General features: G+C 59.3%; 13 protein-coding genes. 6 read left to right on the top strand and 7 right to left on the bottom strand.

What is annotated here, in order from left to right; translation table 11 throughout:
* Positions 1–75: 75 nt before the first annotated feature.
* On the bottom strand, positions 76–843 hold the full coding sequence (locus AC3IUF_RS20990) for a DODA-type extradiol aromatic ring-opening family dioxygenase (RefSeq protein WP_489279210.1): 768 nt from the start codon (positions 841–843) through the stop codon (positions 76–78).
* Positions 844–946: 103 nt separating this feature from the next.
* On the opposite strand from AC3IUF_RS20990, the gene AC3IUF_RS20985 reads away from it, so the two are divergent.
* The gene (locus AC3IUF_RS20985) at positions 947–1,594 is read left to right on the top strand and encodes a thiopurine S-methyltransferase (protein ID WP_447786564.1); all 648 of its coding nucleotides are present in this window, start codon (positions 947–949) and stop codon (positions 1,592–1,594) included.
* A 198-nt stretch (positions 1,595–1,792) separates the two neighbouring features.
* On the opposite strand, the gene htpX is transcribed toward AC3IUF_RS20985, so the two are convergent.
* Positions 1,793–2,680, bottom strand: coding sequence for a protease HtpX (htpX, locus tag AC3IUF_RS20980; protein WP_007908619.1), 888 nt, complete (start codon positions 2,678–2,680; stop codon positions 1,793–1,795).
* Between the two features lie 303 nt (positions 2,681–2,983).
* A complete protein-coding gene (locus AC3IUF_RS20975; protein ID WP_007908620.1) occupies positions 2,984–4,195 on the bottom strand; it encodes a pyridoxal phosphate-dependent aminotransferase in 1,212 nt (403 codons plus the stop codon).
* Positions 4,196–4,419: 224 nt separating this feature from the next.
* Between AC3IUF_RS20975 and msrB the strand changes: the two genes are divergently transcribed.
* The 3 genes from msrB (at position 4,420) to AC3IUF_RS20960 (ending at position 5,868) form a co-directional block, all read left to right on the top strand.
* Complete coding sequence (msrB, locus tag AC3IUF_RS20970) at positions 4,420–4,815, top strand: peptide-methionine (R)-S-oxide reductase MsrB (protein WP_007908622.1); 396 nt, start codon at positions 4,420–4,422, stop codon at positions 4,813–4,815.
* 109 nt (positions 4,816–4,924) lie between these two features.
* Entirely contained in the window at positions 4,925–5,410 is a 486-nt protein-coding gene (locus AC3IUF_RS20965; protein WP_007908624.1) for a glutathione peroxidase, read from the top strand.
* Positions 5,407–5,868 (top strand): MarR family winged helix-turn-helix transcriptional regulator, encoded by a 462-nt coding sequence (locus tag AC3IUF_RS20960; RefSeq protein ID WP_447786561.1) that lies wholly within the window; start codon positions 5,407–5,409, stop codon positions 5,866–5,868. Before AC3IUF_RS20965 ends, AC3IUF_RS20960 begins: the two co-directional genes overlap by 4 nt.
* Here the strand turns inward: AC3IUF_RS20960 and AC3IUF_RS20955 are convergent.
* Complete coding sequence (locus AC3IUF_RS20955) at positions 5,852–8,173, bottom strand: hybrid sensor histidine kinase/response regulator (protein ID WP_489279206.1); 2,322 nt, start codon at positions 8,171–8,173, stop codon at positions 5,852–5,854. The genes AC3IUF_RS20960 and AC3IUF_RS20955 overlap by 17 nt on opposite strands.
* Before the next feature lie 166 nt (positions 8,174–8,339).
* Between AC3IUF_RS20955 and AC3IUF_RS20950 the strand changes: the two genes are divergently transcribed.
* Together AC3IUF_RS20950 and AC3IUF_RS20945 are read left to right on the top strand one after the other, a co-directional pair.
* On the top strand, positions 8,340–9,230 hold the full coding sequence (locus AC3IUF_RS20950) for an ATP-binding protein (RefSeq protein ID WP_007908631.1): 891 nt from the start codon (positions 8,340–8,342) through the stop codon (positions 9,228–9,230).
* Positions 9,227–9,709 (top strand): GAF domain-containing protein, encoded by a 483-nt coding sequence (locus AC3IUF_RS20945; protein ID WP_007908634.1) that lies wholly within the window; start codon positions 9,227–9,229, stop codon positions 9,707–9,709. Before AC3IUF_RS20950 ends, AC3IUF_RS20945 begins: the two co-directional genes overlap by 4 nt.
* Here the strand turns inward: AC3IUF_RS20945 and AC3IUF_RS20940 are convergent, their stop codons facing one another.
* The 3 genes from AC3IUF_RS20940 to AC3IUF_RS20930 are packed head-to-tail and all read right to left on the bottom strand — an operon-like array spanning position 9,710 to position 16,982.
* Positions 9,710–12,655, bottom strand: coding sequence for an HD domain-containing phosphohydrolase (locus tag AC3IUF_RS20940; protein ID WP_489279203.1), 2,946 nt, complete (start codon positions 12,653–12,655; stop codon positions 9,710–9,712).
* 47 nt (positions 12,656–12,702) lie between these two features.
* Positions 12,703–16,347 (bottom strand): transporter substrate-binding domain-containing protein, encoded by a 3,645-nt coding sequence (locus tag AC3IUF_RS20935; protein WP_489279201.1) that lies wholly within the window; start codon positions 16,345–16,347, stop codon positions 12,703–12,705.
* 8 nt (positions 16,348–16,355) lie between these two features.
* Positions 16,356–16,982 (bottom strand): response regulator transcription factor, encoded by a 627-nt coding sequence (locus AC3IUF_RS20930; protein ID WP_007908640.1) that lies wholly within the window; start codon positions 16,980–16,982, stop codon positions 16,356–16,358.
* Positions 16,983–17,113: the final 131 nt, after the last annotated feature.

The raw sequence follows: 17,113 nt of genomic DNA, 5'->3' as shown, positions 1-17,113 counted from the left end.
CGCAGCCTTCGGCAGCTCCTACAGAGGGAACGCATTCCAAATGTAGGAGCTGCCGAAGGCTGCGATCTTTTGCTTTTAACCAAAGCGATAGATGTCCATCCCTAACGCACCCATCGTGAAGCCCCTGTGCGCCACACTGAACTCACCGCCCGCACCCCGGGCAAAATACAGCGGCAACAAATGCTCATCACTCGGATGGCTACGCACTGCATTCGGCGCCTGCTGGCGGTAATCATGCAGCGCCGCCTCATCGTCCGCCGCCAACTTCTCGATCACCCAGTCACGGAAATCTCGCGCCCACGGCTCGACACTTTCCGGGCCGGCGTGCCAGTCCAGTTCGCGCAGGTTGTGGGTGATGCTGCCGGAGCCGATCAGCAGAATGCCCTGATCACGCAGACTCGCCAGCGCTCGGCCGACCCGGGTTTGCAGCGCCGGGCCCGCGCGACTCGGCAGCGAAACCTGCACCACTGGAATATCCGCCTGCGGGTACATCAGCGACAACGGCACCCAAACACCATGATCGAATGGACGTTGTGGGTCGAGGCGGGCAGTCAGGTTGTTGGCTGCCAGCAAATCAGCCACTTCGGCAGCCAGTTGCGGATTGCCCGGCGCCGGGTACTGCACTTCAAACAATGCACGCGGAAAGCCGCCGAAGTCGTGCCAGGTTTCCGGTTGCGCGTTACTGCTGACCAGCAACTCGTGGCTTTCCCAATGCGCAGAAACAATCACGATGGCTTTGGGTTTCGGTAATTCGGCTGCGAGACGCGCCAGCGCCGGGCCACTGGCGCCGGGTTCCAGCGCGAGCATGGGTGAACCGTGGGAAATAAACAGGCTTGGAAACATGATGGGTTCCTGAGCGTTAAGATGGCCTCATCTTCAGTCAGATCATTGATCTAAATCTAATATAAGTTTTGATGCTTTTTGATCGAATTATTGGGAGTGATGCATGCAGCCTGAGTTTTGGCACAAGAAGTGGGCTTCCGGCCAGATCGGTTTCCATCTGCCCGAGGTGAACCCTTATCTGCAGCGGCACTGGGCGGCACCTGAAACGGCGCGAGTGCTCGTGCCTTTGTGTGGGAAAAGTCTGGATCTGGCGTGGCTGGCAGGGCGCGGTCATCAGGTGCTCGGGATCGAATTGTCGGAAAAGGCTATCGAGGACTTTTTCAGTGAACATCAGGTGCAGCCGCAGATCAGCGAGAAGGGCGCGTTCAAGGTCTATCGGGGTGACGCCATCGAGGTGTGGTGTGGGGATTTCTTTGCGCTGACAGCGAGTGATGTGGCCGATTGCGCGGCGATATACGACCGTGCCGCGCTGATTGCCTTGCCCGCGCCGATGCGTGAGCGTTATGCGGCGCATCTTCAGCGGATTCTCCCGCAAGGTGTACAAGGGTTGCTGATCACGCTGGATTACGATCAGGCGCAGATGCCGGGGCCGCCGTTTGCGGTGGGGGATGATGAGGTGCAGCGGTTGCTGGGGGATGCCTGGCAGGTGCAAGTGCTCGAGGAGCAGGATGTGCTGGGCGAGAGCTGGAAGTTCCTGCAGGCGGGCGTGACGCGACTTGAGGAGCGGGTGTACCGCGTTTCTGGCCTATAGCTCTTTAGGGGTAGTACTGGCCTCATCGCTGGCAAGCCAGCTCCCACAGGGTTCAATCGTGTTCTCTCGATCTTCAAAACGCCACAGCCCACTGTGGGAGCTGGCTTGCCAGCGATAGGGCCATCAGCAACCGCGAACTAATCATGGCAACAAAAAAGGCCCGCATCACTGCGGGCCTTTTCATTGTTACCGGTCAGATCAACCGCGACGACGCAGCGCGTCGATACGCTCTTCCAGCGGCGGGTGGCTCATGAACATGCGGGCAAAGCCCTGTTTGATGCCACCGTTGATGCCAAAGGCGTTCAGGGTGTCCGGCATGTGCACCGGCAGGCCCTGTTCGGCGCGCAGGCGTTGCAGTGCACCGATCATCGCGCTGGTGCCAGCCAGACGTGCGCCGGCCTCGTCGGCACGGAATTCGCGCTTGCGCGAGAACCACATGACGATCGCACTGGCGAGAATGCCCAGTACCAGTTCGGCGAAGATGGTCGCCACGTAGTAGGCGATGCCCTGGCCTTCTTCGTTCTTGAAGATCACCTTGTCGACGAAATTGCCGATGATCCGCGCAAAGAACATCACGAAGGTGTTCACCACGCCCTGGATCAGCGCCAGCGTGACCATGTCGCCGTTTGCCACGTGACCGATTTCGTGGGCCAGTACGGCTTTCACTTCATCGGGTGAGAAGCGCTCGAGCAAGCCCTGGCTGACCGCGACCAGCGCGTCGTTCTTGTTCCAGCCCGTGGCGAAGGCGTTTGCTTCGTAGGCCGGGAAAATACCGACTTCGGGCATCTTGATCCCGGCTTCGCGGGACAGTTGCTCGACGGTTTGCAGCAGCCATTGCTCATGCCGGGTACGTGGCTGGCTGATGATCTGGGTACCGGTGCTCATCTTCGCCATCCACTTGGAGATGAACAGCGAGAACAGCGAGCCGGCGAAACCAAAGACTGCACAGAAAACCAGCAGCTGACTAAGGTCGAGATCAACCCCGTTGGCCGCCATGAACCCGTTGAAGCCGAACAGGCTCAGGGTGATGCTGGCTATCAGCACGACCGCCAGGTTAGTGGCCAAAAACAGCAGGATGCGCATCATGGTTGTAGAAATCTCCTCAAGCTAAAGATGTAGCGTACTGCGGGGTATATAAGGTGCTGCACCGGGCTATTCAACTGAGTGACTATTTCAAACTGTGTCCTACAGCAGATTCTTCGGTGCTCGGCACATTTCCCACGACAGAAACTGATAGGGATGACGGCCAGCCGCGACCCGTCGCCATTACGCCGGACGCAGGTAGCCGGTATGAATCGCAAGTGTAGAAGGCGTGCGCGGAGGTGGAACGCAGAAGTGTTGCTGAATCAGACAGTGCGCAACGTTTGGCCGTTGCGCACTGCTGGCCAGTTACTGGCGGTAAGACTTGAGGAAGTTGCCGATGCGGCCGATGGCCATTTCCAGATCATCGACGCGAGGCAGGGTGACGACGCGGAAGTGATCCGGCCACGGCCAGTTGAACGCCGTGCCCTGTACCACCAGCAGCTTCTCGGAGAGCAGCAGGTCGAGGACGAATTTTTCGTCGTTGTGGATCGGGCAGACCTTCGGATCGATTTTCGGGAACGCGTACAGCGCACCCATCGGCTTGACGCAGCTCACCCCCGGAATGTCGTTAAGCAACTCCCAGGTGCGGTTGCGCTGTTCGAGCAGGCGACCCTGCGGCAGCACCAGATCATTGATGCTCTGGTAGCCGCCCAATGCGGTCTGGATCGCATGCTGGCTCGGCACGTTGGCACACAGGCGCATGTTGGCCAGCATATCGATGCCTTCGATGTAGCTCTGCGCGTTGTGTTTCGGCCCGGAGATCGCGATCCAGCCGGAACGGAAACCCGCTACGCGGTAGGACTTCGACAGACCGTTGAAGGTCAGGCAGAGCAGGTCCGGGGCCAGCGACGCGGTGCAGATGTGCACGGCATCGTCGTACAGAATCTTGTCGTAGATCTCGTCGGAGAACACCACCAGATTGTGCGCACGGGCAATTTCCAGCATGCCCAGCAACACTTCCTTCGAATACACCGCGCCGGTCGGGTTGTTCGGGTTGATGATCACCATGGCTTTGGTGTTCGGGGTGATCTTGGCCTTGATGTCGGCCAGATCCGGAAACCAGTCGGCGCCCTCGTCACACAGATAATGCACGGCATTGCCACCGGCGAGGCTGACGGCAGCAGTCCACAACGGATAGTCCGGGGCCGGCACCAGCACTTCGTCGCCATTGTTGAGCAGCGCCTGCAGCGACATGACGATCAGCTCGGACACGCCGTTGCCCAGGTAGATGTCTTCGATGCCGACACCTTCGACATTTTTCTGCTGGTAGTACTGCATCACCGCTTTGCGCGCGCTGAACAGACCTTTGGAGTCGCTGTAGCCTTGCGCGGTCGGCAGGTTGCGGATCACATCCTGGAGGATTTCATCCGGCGCTTCGAAACCAAACGGCGCCGGGTTGCCGATGTTCAGCTTGAGGATGCGCTGGCCTTCCTCTTCCAGTCGTTTGGCGTGCTTGAGCACCGGGCCGCGAATGTCGTAGCAGACGTTGGCGAGCTTGTTCGATTTGCTGAACTGCATGGCGATGTGATCCCGAAAATGAACGATCCAGGCGGTGGATGGACAACCGTGCTGGGATTCCTGTGTTTTCACACAGGCGGACGTCTTGAGCCGTGGCTCCCATAATCCGTTTGAATGCGCCCGGTCTGGCTGCCAGACTGGTGCGTGACGAGGCGCAATCATACGTGCCGCCCGATCCGTGGAAAAGGTACAGATCGGGCTTTTTCAGCCGCTGAGGTGTGATGATGGAAAAGTTGGAAAAAACCCTGGAAGAATGGAAAGCCATGCTCGACCCGCAGCAGTACGAGGTTTGCCGCCTCAGTGCCACTGAGCGACCGTTCTCCGGCAAATACAACGCGACCAAAACCGACGGCGTTTATCACTGCGTTTGCTGCAACGAGCCGTTGTTCGACTCCAAGACCAAATTCGATTCCGGCTGCGGCTGGCCGAGCTTCTACGCGCCGATTGGCGAAAGCGCGATGACCGAAATCCGTGATACCACGCACGGCATGATCCGCACGGAAGTGAAGTGCGCGCGCTGCGATGCGCATCTGGGTCATGTGTTTCCCGACGGCCCGCCGCCGACCGGCCTGCGGTATTGCATCAACTCGGTGTGTCTGAACCTCGAACCGCGCGCTTAAACGATTGAAGGCGACCTTCGGGTCGCCTTGTTATTCGATAATTAAATTGCACACAATTTAATTGCTCGCTATGTTTGGTCTTTCCTGACTGTCTGCGGAGCCCAGTGCCATGAGCGACAACCTGCTGAACATCCCGTGCACCACCATCAAGGGTGAGCAAAAGACCCTGGCCGATTTCGCTGGCAAAGCGGTTTTAGTGGTCAACACTGCGAGCAAATGCGGTTTCACCCCACAGTACAAAGGCCTCGAAGAGCTGTGGCAGACTTACAAGGATCAGGGGCTGGTGGTTTTGGGCTTCCCGTGCAATCAGTTCGGCAAGCAGGAGCCAGGCAACGAAGGGGCGATCAGTGAATTCTGTGAGCTGAACTTCGGTGTCAGCTTCCCTCTGTTCAAGAAAATCGACGTTAACGGTGCCGACGCGCATCCGCTATTCGTGCAACTGAAAAAACGCGCGCCGGGTCTGCTTGGCTCCCAGGGCATCAAGTGGAACTTCACCAAGTTCCTGATTGGCAAGGACGGAAAACTGGTCAAGCGTTTTGCCCCGACCACCAAGCCGCAGGAGCTGAGCGGCGAGATCGAAGCCCTGCTCAAATGAACAGCCTGCCGGTCGATTCGCTGAAGCTCGACAGCCAGTTGTGCTTCAAGTTGTACGCCGCCTCCCGAGCGGTAATTCGTGCCTACAAGCCGATGCTCGATCAGCTCGGTCTGACCTACCCGCAATATCTGGCGATGCTGGTGTTGTGGGAATGGCAGGACGCCGCGCCGGAGCAACCGACCGTCAAGGCCTTGGGCGAGCGCCTGGCACTGGACTCGGGCACGCTGACGCCGTTGCTCAAGCGTCTGCAGCAGTTGCAGTGGGTGCAGCGCCAGCGTTCCACGCGTGATGAACGGGAAGTCCACCTGAGCCTGACACCGGCCGGCCAAGCGTTGCGCGAACAGGTCGGGCCGCTCAAGGCCCGGTTGCTGTGCGACAGCGGGGTCGATCTGGACCGCCTCAACGACCTGCGTGACGGCCTCGATCACTTGTTGGGGCAGATCAAAGCGCTGTCGTAGTCGGGATCCACTGATCGAGCAGGGCCGCGAGTTCTTCACGGCGGAACGGCTTGGCCAGATAGTCGCTCATACCGGCCGCACGGCAGCGCTCGCGTTCCTCGGACATGGCGTTGGCAGTCAGGGCGACGATAGGCAGGTGCGGCCAGCGCCCGCTTTGACGGATCTGCCGGCTGGCTTCGTAGCCGTCCATCACCGGCATGTTGCAGTCCATCAGCACCAGATCGAATTCGTGATACTCCAACTGATCGAGCGCTTCGGCACCATGGGCAGCGACGATGACCTCGCAGCCCAGTTTGCCGAGCATGCCTTTGGCCACCAACTGATTGACCGGGTTGTCTTCGACCAGCAACACCCGCCCGCGCCGCACCGAGGGAGCGGTTTCGAGCTGCGCATCGTTAATGGCAACGACGTCCGGTTGCAGGGTGCGGCGCAGGTTCTGGTAAAGCGCGTTGCGCGCCAACGGCCGCGCCTGTTGTTGCAGAGGCGCGAGCGCAGCCGCTTCTTCGCTCGGCAGAAAGCTGCCGTAGGCGGTCACCAGCAAAATCGGCGCAACGAGCGTCGGGCGCAAGCCGAAAAGGCACTCAGGGCAATCGGTAATCACCACGTCCGGGGTCAGGCCCAACAGTGAGTCATCGATGGTGCGCTGCTCATACGCAAGCCCCCAGACCGGCAGCAGGCTCTGCAACAGTTCCGCCAGACCGCTGCTGGCCGCAGTGATGGCGAGCACTTTTCCATGCAGAGGTGCCGGGACCAACGCTCGGGTATGACACGGCAGAGGCAACTCGGCACAGAACTGACTGCCAAAACCGGTCTCGGAGCTGATGGTCAGGCGCCCCTGCATCGCTTCGCAGAGGTTGTAGGTCAGCGCCAGTCCCAGGCCGGTGCCGCCGTACTGGCGAGTGATGCCGGCGCCTGCCTGCGTGAACGGCTGGAAGATTTTCAGCTGCGCGTCCTGGGCGATACCGATGCCGGTGTCGCAGACCTCGATGCGCACGCCATCCTTGTAGGTCGACAAGCGCACATCCACTCGGCCGAAGCGGGTGAATTTCAGCGCGTTGGACAGCAGATTGCTGACGATCTGCCGCACGCGTGTCGGATCGCCCAGCACCAGTGCAGGGAAGTGCGGATCGATCAGGCAGGTCAGCTCGACGCTTGGCGCCGCGTTCTGCGATAGCAGGTTGGCGGTGTCTTCGATCAACGAGCCAAGATCGAACGGGATGTGCTCAAGCTCCAGTTGCCCGGCATCGAATTTCGACAGGTCGAGAATATCGTTGAGCAATTCGACCAGCACCTTGCCCGAATCGTGGGCGATCGACAGCTGTTGCTGTTGCTCGGCATTCAACGGGCCGTCGAGTGACAGCGCAATCATCCCCAGCAGGCCGTTGAGTGGCGTGCGGATCTCGTGGCTCATGTTGGCGAGGAATGCCGAGCGGGCTTCGGCCATTTCCAGGGCGGTGCTGCGGGCGACTTCGAGTTCCTGATTGGACTGGCTGAGCCGCGCGTTGATCGCCTTGAGTTCGGCGGTGCGCGCCGAGACGATGTTTTCCAGTTGCCCGAGGTAGTCGGTCAGGCGGTTTTCGGCGTTGCGCCGCTGTTGAATCTCGGTGGCAATGTTCTCGAATTGCTGATTGGCGACTTTGACCAGCACGCCGATTTCATCGTTGCCGTGGCCGGACGGACATTCCAGCGTAGTCGGCTCGGCGCTGCGCGGGTCGCGCCCACTGAGTTCGCGGATCACCCGCACCAGTGGTTTGGTCAGCATCACGTAGAACAGCGCCAAGAGGATGCCGGTGAGAATCAGGCTGCGCGCGAACCCATTGAGCAGGGTCACCTCGGCCCGGCGCAGAAAACGGCTGCCGAAGGCATAGGTGTCGACCTCGAGGCTCAAGACCCCCAGCGATTCGTTGGGCAAGTGATCCAGATACAGACGATCCTCGAACTGGCGCTTGGCGCCAAACAGGAAGTCGCTGATCACCCGGTAGCCGCTTTGCAGTTCCGGGCGTTTGACGCTGGCCAGCACCGTATTGTTGTTGTCGATCAGTTGCGCAGAAATGATCGCCGGTGAGCGCAACAGGCCCAGGGTCAGTTCCTGCGCCAGTTCGGCGTCGATGTTGTAGGCAATCCGTGAGGCCGGGTTATGGCTGATTTCCAGCAAAGACAGGATTTCACGGTTGATGGAGGCGTCTTCACTGGCATAATCGATGCCGATTTGCAGCAGGCTGAGCAGCGTGCCCAGAATGAACCCGACCAGCACAGTAAGCCTGGCTTGCTTGTATGACAGCCGGTGGGTGAATTTGATATCCATGGGGTGTTGAACCACTTCCGTTTCCCTTCGCTGCTCAAGCATAGTCGATCATGTATGGATACCGAGGTTCCCGAATCGCCTTGTAACAAGGCTTGGTAGGGTGATTTTTATCTGTGTGTCGCCGCTGGATCGTCATCATCACTGTGAATGTGCCCGAGGAGAAGACGTGGATTCCCGATTGAATGCTTTTCTTGAACGCGCCGAGTCGGTTCTGGCGCGGATCGAACCGTTGTTGCCGGCACCACGGCCGGTGATCGACTGGGGCACTTGTCTGGCGGCGCGCTGGCAGCGCGACGGGCGCAGCGGCTACTTGTTGCCGCTGGAAGTCAGCCTCGACATGCGCCTGTCCGACCTGATCGGTGTTGACCGTCAGCTCGAACAACTGGGGCGCAACACCCAGCAATTTCTCGATGGCATGCCGGCCAACCATGCGCTGCTGTGGGGCTCGCGCGGCACTGGCAAGTCGTCGCTGGTGCGGGCCTTGCTGGCGGAACACGCCGCCGCGGGTCTGCGCTTGATCGAGATCGAGCGCGATCATCTGGCGGATCTGCCGCGGGTGGTCGAGCAGATCGGCAAACTGCCGCAACGTTTCGTGTTGTTTTGCGATGACTTGTCGTTCGAATCCGGTGAAGGCGATTATCGCGTGCTCAAAAGCGTGCTCGATGGTTCGCTTGAGCAGGCCCCGGACAACGTCTTGCTGTACGCCACCTCCAACCGTCGCCACCTGGTGCCGGAGAAGGAAAGCGACAACGAAAACTGGAAACGCGTCGACGGCGAACTGCATCCCAGCGAAGCCGTGGAAGACAAGATCGCGCTGTCGGACCGTTTCGGTCTGTGGCTGTCGTTCTACCCGTTTACTCAAGAACACTTCCTCAACGTCGTCGAGCACTGGATCGGCCAGTTGGCGGCCAAGGCCGGCCTGAGCTGGCAGCGCGACGAAGAACTGGACATCCTTGCCGTGCGTTGGGCCACCGGCCGCGGTAATCGCAATGGACGTTGCGCGTACCAATTCGCCCGTTACTGGGTGGGACTGAAATTGTTGGAGCACAAGGCATGATTGATTTGCAACAAAGCGGCCAAGGCCTCGAAGGCTATGGCATGTTGGCCGCACAACTGGAATCGCTGCTGGCGGACGAGCGCGATTTCATCGCCAACGCCGCGCAGTTTTCGGCGTTCCTGTTCAACCAGCTTGATGATCTGAACTGGGCGGGTTTTTACCTCAACCGTAACGAAGAGCTGGTGCTCGGCCCGTTTCAGGGGCAGATCGCTTGCGTACGCATTCCGTTCGGTCGTGGCGTGTGTGGTGCGGCGGCAGCGACTCGGCAAACCCAGCGCGTTGAAGATGTGCACGCGTTCCCGGGGCATATCGCCTGCGACAGCGCGTCGAACAGTGAGCTGGTCGTGCCGCTGGTCAAGGACGGTCGCCTGATCGGTGTACTTGACCTCGACAGCCCGAAACTGGCGCGTTTCGGTGCGCAGGATCAGGCCGGTATCGAGCAACTGGCGGCGATTTTCCTGCGTCTGACCGACTGCTGATCACGCGGTGAGGCCAGCCTTGTGCAGCAGGCTGGCCGGATCCACGTTGTCGATCTGCGCGGGATCGAGAAAACGCACGGCGTACTGCATGTACACGCCATCGTTGATGAACAAACCAAACAGCTGGGCATCGATGTGTGCTTCGCGGCACATGGTGGCCATGATCGCCAACGCCTCACTCAAGGTTTTCGCTTTCTTGTATGGGCGATCGGCTGCGGTCAGCGCCTCGAAGATATCGGCAATCGCCATCATCCGCGCCGGCAGGCTCATGTCCTCACGCTTCAGGCGTTTCGGGTAACCGGTGCCGTCCATTTTTTCATGATGACCGCCGGCGATCTCGGCAATGCTGTCGAGGTGGCCGGGGAAGGGCAGGTGGCTGAGCATCATGATCGTCTGCACCATGTGGTGATTGATCACGTAACGCTCTTCGCGGGTCAAGGTGCCGCGGCTGATGCTCAGGTTATAAAGCTCGCCGCGATTGTATTTGTAGCGCGGCACATCCAGCTTGAAGCCCCATGGATTGTCTTCGGGAATCAACTCGTTCGGGTCGCGTTCGAGCAGGTGCTCGGGCTTGTCCGCCAAAAGCTTTTCACTGACCGGCAAGCTCGGTGCCGGCGTGCGCGACTGACGCCGATTCTCCTCCCAGGACACACCCAGCCGGTCATCAAGGGTACGCATCCAGGTGCGTCGGGCGAGATGATCAAGGCGCTGCAGATCTGCTTCGGCCATCGCTTCACTGCCTAGATTGCAGCGCGCGACAAAGGCAAAATCGTCGTCGAGCGCCGTCAGCGTGGCGTCGCGCAGTTTGGCCAATGCGGTCTCATCGCCGCCCAAGGCGCGCGCCTGCCAATAGCTGATCCAGGCATCACGCTTGAGCACTTCGAAACGTGTGCGGATCTCGTGGATGCGGTCGTTGATGGTTTCCAGTTTGGTGGCCTTGTCGACCACGTATTCCGGCGTCGTGACCTTGCCGCAGTCGTGCAGCCACGCGGCAATGTGCAGGGCTTCCCATTCATCTTCGCTCGGTTGGTAGGCGCTGAAGGCCGGCGCCTGACTGGCTGCTGCGGCCTGGGCAAGCATCAGTGTCAGCTCCGGCACGCGCTGACAATGCCCGCCGGTATACGGACTCTTGGCGTCGATGGCACCGGCGAGTAATTGAATAAAGGCGTCGAGAAGTTGTTTCTGACGGGCTTGCAGACGCTGGCTCTCGATGCTCACCGCCGCCGCGCCGGACACAGCCTGCAAAAAAGCGATGCGATCAGGGCGCAGTTTTTCCAGATCGGCTGCGGTGCCGCTGTCGCTCACCAGCAGAATCAGCAGGCCGATGGTTTCGTCGTGGCGGTTGTGCAGGCGGATGCCGATCAGATGGATGCGCGGCGATTGCATTGCCAGCAGGACCTTCTGCAAGTCGCCGGCCTGATCAAAGCCGAAGTTGCTCACCACGTTGTTGGCGCTGACCAATTGTCTGAACCACGCCGGGCCGTTGCTCTGCTGCAGGTCGTGGCCCTGGATGTCGAACGCCTCCAGGGTCTGTGGCGTGCCATCTATCACCAGGCCGTAAGGCTCCATGCGGCTGCTGTCGCTTTCACGCAGATAGATCAGCCCTGCCTGCGCCTGAGCAATCTGCACCGTTTCAAACAGCACACGGTGCAGCAGGGGGGCAAAGCGGGTTTCGGCGCCCAGGGTGTCGGTGATCTGGAAGAAACTCGCCAGGGTGTCTTTCATTCGTGCCATCGACACACTCAACTGGTCGACTTCAAGCACCGGCGAGCGGCGTGCCAACGGAAAATTGAAATCGAAACTGCGGATGGCGTCTGCTTCCTTGACCAGCGCGTGCAACGGCTTGACCAGAATCCGCGAAATCACCCAGCCCAGCGGCAGGCATAGCAGCAGGGTCGCCAGGGTGATCAGCGCGCCTTGCCAGCGCAAACGGTAGGCATCGACCAGTAGCTCGTCTTCCGGCACCAGCAACGCCAATTGCAAACCTTTCGGGCCACCCTCTTGAATGCTGCTGCGGGCGACGATCCAGTGGCGCCCCTCCGCTTCCACGCGATTGCCCTTGGCTGCGCCGGACAACAGGGTATGCAAGCCCGGACTCAGGTCCGCCGCTTTGGCCAGAGAGGCCGTGCTGCCGTCGACAATCAGGCGCTCGCTGTCGGGGTAGGCCACGGCGTTGCCCTCGGCGTCGAACAGGGCAATCTCGGTGGAGGGGGTGACGACATGTTTACTCAGCGCGGCGGACAGGGCGACCAGCGTCAGGTCCGCGCCAATCACGGCGTTCTCGCCGCTGCGCCGGGCCAAGGTCGTGCCGACATTGTGTGTGGAGAAAAACACGTAGGGCTCGGTGGTGATCTGTTCCTCTTGTTGACGGGCATCGTTGAACCAGGCACGGCTGCGCGGATCGTAGCGGTCGCCTGGGTTGTCCTGACGGCTTATCGGGGTCAGTGCCTGATCGAAAAACAGCGATTGCGAGTGCATCGCGCCCTGCGGGTCATGCTCGATGCTCCAGACCTGATACGCCGCCGCTTCAGGGGCCTTGAGCAGCGTTTTCAGTGCTGCGCTGCGCAGTGGACGGACCATGAAGAAGTCGCCATTGGCATAACCCAGGTACAGCGACGCCAGGTTGGGATTGTCGCTGAGCGACTGGCTGAAGGGGCGGAGCAGGGGCATGCGTTGTTCAAGGCGCGCAGCCTGAGTGGCGGGGTTGTCCGCCAGCAAACTCAGCAAATGGCGGATCGGCTGATAGGTGGCCGCCATGTCCAGGCGCACGTCCTGTTCGATCCGTTCGAACAGTTTTTCGCTGCTCGAGAGGATGATCTGCGTGGTCTGGTGGTAATTGAACAGGCCCAGCACGATTCCTGTAAGCAGCAACAGGAAGGTGAACATGACGCTGATGTGCACATGCAGCGGAAACCGGCGTTGCTCCGGGCGCAGTGGGCTGGGCATTTCGGGCTCTCCATGATGGTTAACTCACTGCTCAGCGCCAAGCATAGTTAAGGCAGGCTCATTGTGCTTTGATCCGACACCGTCAATTGCTGCTGCAAGGCGTGCTCGAGATCGAGCATCGCCCGGTTGCTCGCTTCGCAACGGCGAGCGATCTCGTCTGTCGACAAGGCCTCGGCGCAGGCTTGCTCAAGGGCGTCGCAGCACTCGATCACGCGTGATGCCTGAGCGATACGCGCGGCCCCCTTGATCTTGTGAGCGACCACCGCCAGCGCCGCGCGATCATGTTCAGTCGACAGCGCGAGCAGTTCCTGACGATCGAGACGGCTGCTTTTGAGCAACTCGGCCAGCAAACGGCGGGCTTGAGCAGGGTTGCCACCGGTCAGCATGTTCATGTTTTGCAGGTTGAAGGCCGGTGGTGCACACGTCGGCGTGATGCCATCGACCCACTGGCTGAGCAGGCTCAGGCTCAAGGGCTTGAACAGGCAATCGTTCATGCCGGCCTGTTTGCAACGCTGGATTTCCTCCGGCTGTGCATTGGCCGTAAAGCCCAGCACAGTGCAGGGCGGGCAGCGTGCCTGGAGTTCATGCTGGCGAATGGCGCGAGTCAATTCGTAGCCATTCATCAACGGCATGTTGCAGTCGACGATCACCAGGTCGAAATGGCCCGCCCGCCACAGTGCCAGGCCACTGCAGCCGTTCTCGGCAATGCTGAAGTGATGTCCGAGAAACTCCAGTTGCTGACACATCAACAATCGATTCGCCGGATGGTCATCTACCACGAGCACACGCAGGGGCGTTTGCGATGTCTTGATCGCCGCTTCACTTTTCACTGTGCTCAGCTGTATCGGCAAGGTTTCCAGCGCCAGGGAGATACATACCTGAGTGCCGATGCCCGGCTGACTGTTCAATTGCAGTTGCCCGCCCATCATTTCGCAGAGGTTGCGACTGATCACCAGTCCCAGGCCTGCCCCGCTTCTACCTTGTTGACTGCTGTTTTCCGCCTGGGCAAATGGTTCGAACAAGCGCTGCTGGTCCTCGGCACTGATACCGACGCCAGTGTCCTGTACGGTCAGTTGCATCAAGGCACGGGCCGGCACCTCGGTGTTCATGAGGTCCAGGGTAATCCGCACATGCCCCTGCTCGGTGAATTTGATGGCATTGCTCACCAGATTCGACAGCACCTGTTTGAAACGCAGGGGGTCCAGATGCACATCGATTGCCAGGTCCGGTGGATTGAAGATGACTTGCAGGGTGAGGTTTTTCTGCCGGGCGAGGCCTTCGAAGATTCTTGCCACAGACGCCACGGTATCGACCAGATTGACCCGTTCCGGGCAAAGACTCAGACGCCCGGATTCGATCCGTGCGATGTCGAGAATATCGCCGATCAAACCCAGCAGATCGTTGGCCGAATGATAAGCCGTGTCGATTGATGAGCGATCCGGATGCTGTTGATCCATACGTTTGAGTGTCAGTTCAAGCATGCCGATCACGGCATTCATTGGCGTGCGGATTTCGTGACTCATGGTCGCCAGAAACGTGCTTTTTGCCCGGTTGGCCTCATCTGCCTGTTCTTTGGCCGTACGCAACTCTTCGAATAACTGACGGCGTTCGCTGATGTCGATCCAACCGCCGATGATGCCTTTTACGTCGCCGCTGGAGTCACGGTACGGCAGTATCCAGTGATAGATCGTCAGGCGTCGGTTACCGATGTGCAAAGGCCGGTCGACCACCATTGGTGTGCCTTCGGCGACGACGCGTTGGTAATCGGCCTGAAAAGCCTGAGCCTCGAAGGCGTTGCTCAAGGTGCCCTCAATGACGCTTTTGCCGATGACGTCTTCGCGTTTGGCATTGAACGCTTCGAGGTAGCTTTCATTGCAGCTTTGCAGCAGGCCTTGGCGGTCGCGGACATAAATCGGATGCGGTGTGCCATCGACCAGTGAACGCATGAATTCAAACTGGTCGTTCAGCGCGCGCTCGGCGGCCTGACGTTGTTTGATCTGGTGACGCATATAGGCGTTCCAGGCCAGAAGCAGCAGCAGTAACAGGCAAGCGCCGACGATCACCTGGTAGAACAGGCGCTGGTAGTTATGCCAGATGTTCTGCGATGCCGTGGAGTAACCGCGCCAGCGGCCATTGATCACGCCCAGCTCATCGGGGGCGATGCTCAACAACGCTTTGTTGATGATCGACGCCAGTTCCGTGTTGTCCCGGGCGGTTGCCAGCGAAAACGCAGCCTGGCCGGTGCCGATGGTGGTGGTGATTTGTAATGCCTGATTGAAGATCCGCGAAGAAATGAAGTAGTTGGCAATCACCAGTGAGTTCACCGCGCCGTCGACATGCCCTTCAGCGAGCAGCGATACCGCGCTGAAGGTATCCGCGGTTTCGATCAACTGGATGCGCGGATACTCTCGGCGCAGGTATTCGACCATCGGATTGCCTTGGGCAATCGCCAGTTGTTTGCCTTTGAGCTGGCCCAGGTTGGTCGGGCCGTCGGCACTCTTGCGGGTCAGCAGAACGTAGGAATTTTCCAGATAGGGACGACTGAAGTTGAGGGTTTTTTCGCGCTCCGCTGTCGGCAACAATGCTGCAATCAGATCGGCTTGATGGTGGTCTATCTGCTGGATCATTTCCGCGTCGTTGCGGCTGCGCCGGATCTCGAAACGCAGGCCGGTGCGCAGGCGGATCAGTTCGAGCAGGTCGGCACTGATGCCGCGAAAATTGCCGTCGTTGTCAAAGAATGTCAGGGGCGCGAACGCTTCATTGACGACCACGCTGACCACCGGATGCTGTTTGAGCCACACTTCTTCGCGCTGGGTCAGTTGCATTTTCCGGTCGGTGAGCAACAGATCGCTGCCGGCGCTCCAGCGCTTGGCAATATTGTCGCGTTCGCTGGCAGGCACTGCCTTGAGCACGGTGTCGACGATGTCGAGCAATTGTGGGTTGTTGCGGCGCACGGCGAAGCTGAAACCCTGGGCTTCCTGCTTGCCGAAATTGGCCATGCGCACATTGTTCAGGTAACCCTTGTTGATCATGTAATGCGTCGACAGGGTATCGCCGAGAAACACATCGGCCTGGTCAAACGCGACGGCGTTGATCGCGTTCTGGTAGGAGGGGTAGCAGGTAATGAGCGCCTTGGGATACAGCGCCTTGACTTCGGGTAACGGCAAATAGTGATAGACCATGCTCAGGCGCAGCCCGGCCAGGCCTTCGGTGAGTGAGCGGGTTTCGTCTTCGCGGGTGACCAGCACCGGCAGGTCAATGGCATAGGGGGTCGACAGCGCCAGGTTGGCATTGCTCGCTTCGAACCCGTTCGCGGTACCCAGCAGGTCGACCTGGCCATCGACCAGTGCCCGAATCGCCGCATCCCGGGATGGAAAGCGCTGCACCCGGACAGGCAGACCGGTGGCCTGGCCAAGGAGTCCGGCGTAGTCAGCTGTCAGCCCTTCGTAATCCTTGCCACTGACCGTCATGTCAAACGGCGGGTAGTCAGGCGCCGAAGTGCCCAGAACCAGTTCGCTACGCGCAAGCATCCATTGCCGCTGGGACTTATCGAACGTGATCGATACCGGCTCGTTTGCCGACCTGCTTAGCAAGGCATAGTCCGGTGAACCGCCGGGCATGGCGAACACGTTGGCGCTCAGGTAAAGACCTGCACTCAACGAAATTAAATAGTCCTTCAAACGGCTGGGCATGCGGGCTCTCACACGAGTGCGTTTCGTTTGGCCATCTCGATAAGTTCTACAAGGGATTTGGCCTTGAGTTTCTGCATCAGGCGTTTTTTGTAAGTGCTGACGGTTTTATTACTTAGAAACATGCCCTTGGCGATCTCCTTGTTAGTGCGGCCTTGGGCGAACAATTGCAAAACCATCAACTCGCGATCATTGACGGATTTGAACAGTTCCAGTTCGGCAAAACGGATATCGTCACTACGAACCGGATTCAATGCCTGGCTGGGGAAATAGTTGTAACCGGAAAGTACTGCTTTGATTGCACTGACCAGTTCGCTCAGGTCTTCCTGTTTGCAGACATAACCCGATGCGCCGGATTGCATGCAGCGAATGCCGAACAGTGTCGGACACTGCGCCGTCAGAATCAGGATTTTCAACGGCGAGCCCATGGCATTGAAGCGGGCCAGCACCTCCAGGCCGTCCAGCTTGGGAATGCTCACATCGAGAATGACCAGATCGGGCATGCACTCGCGCACCATTTGCATGGCATCGACTCCGTTATCGGTTTCACCGACGACCTTGTAACCTTCATGCTCCAGCAGCATTCGAACGGCGAGACGGATGACCGGGTGATCGTCGACAATAAAAACGGAGTTCATAATCAAATCCCATGCAAGCACGAATAAAGCGCGCACCTTAGCTCAGTTGAATGAGCACTCGCATGAAGTGACATGGCTCCAGTCACGTTATCGGATTAATCCTACAACTAATAAGGAAACGGACTACGTTC

Source organism: Pseudomonas sp. KH_040, from assembly GCF_057839305.1.
The sequence above is the reverse complement of the archived record's forward strand: the minus strand, read 5'-3'. Positions and strand labels throughout refer to the sequence as shown.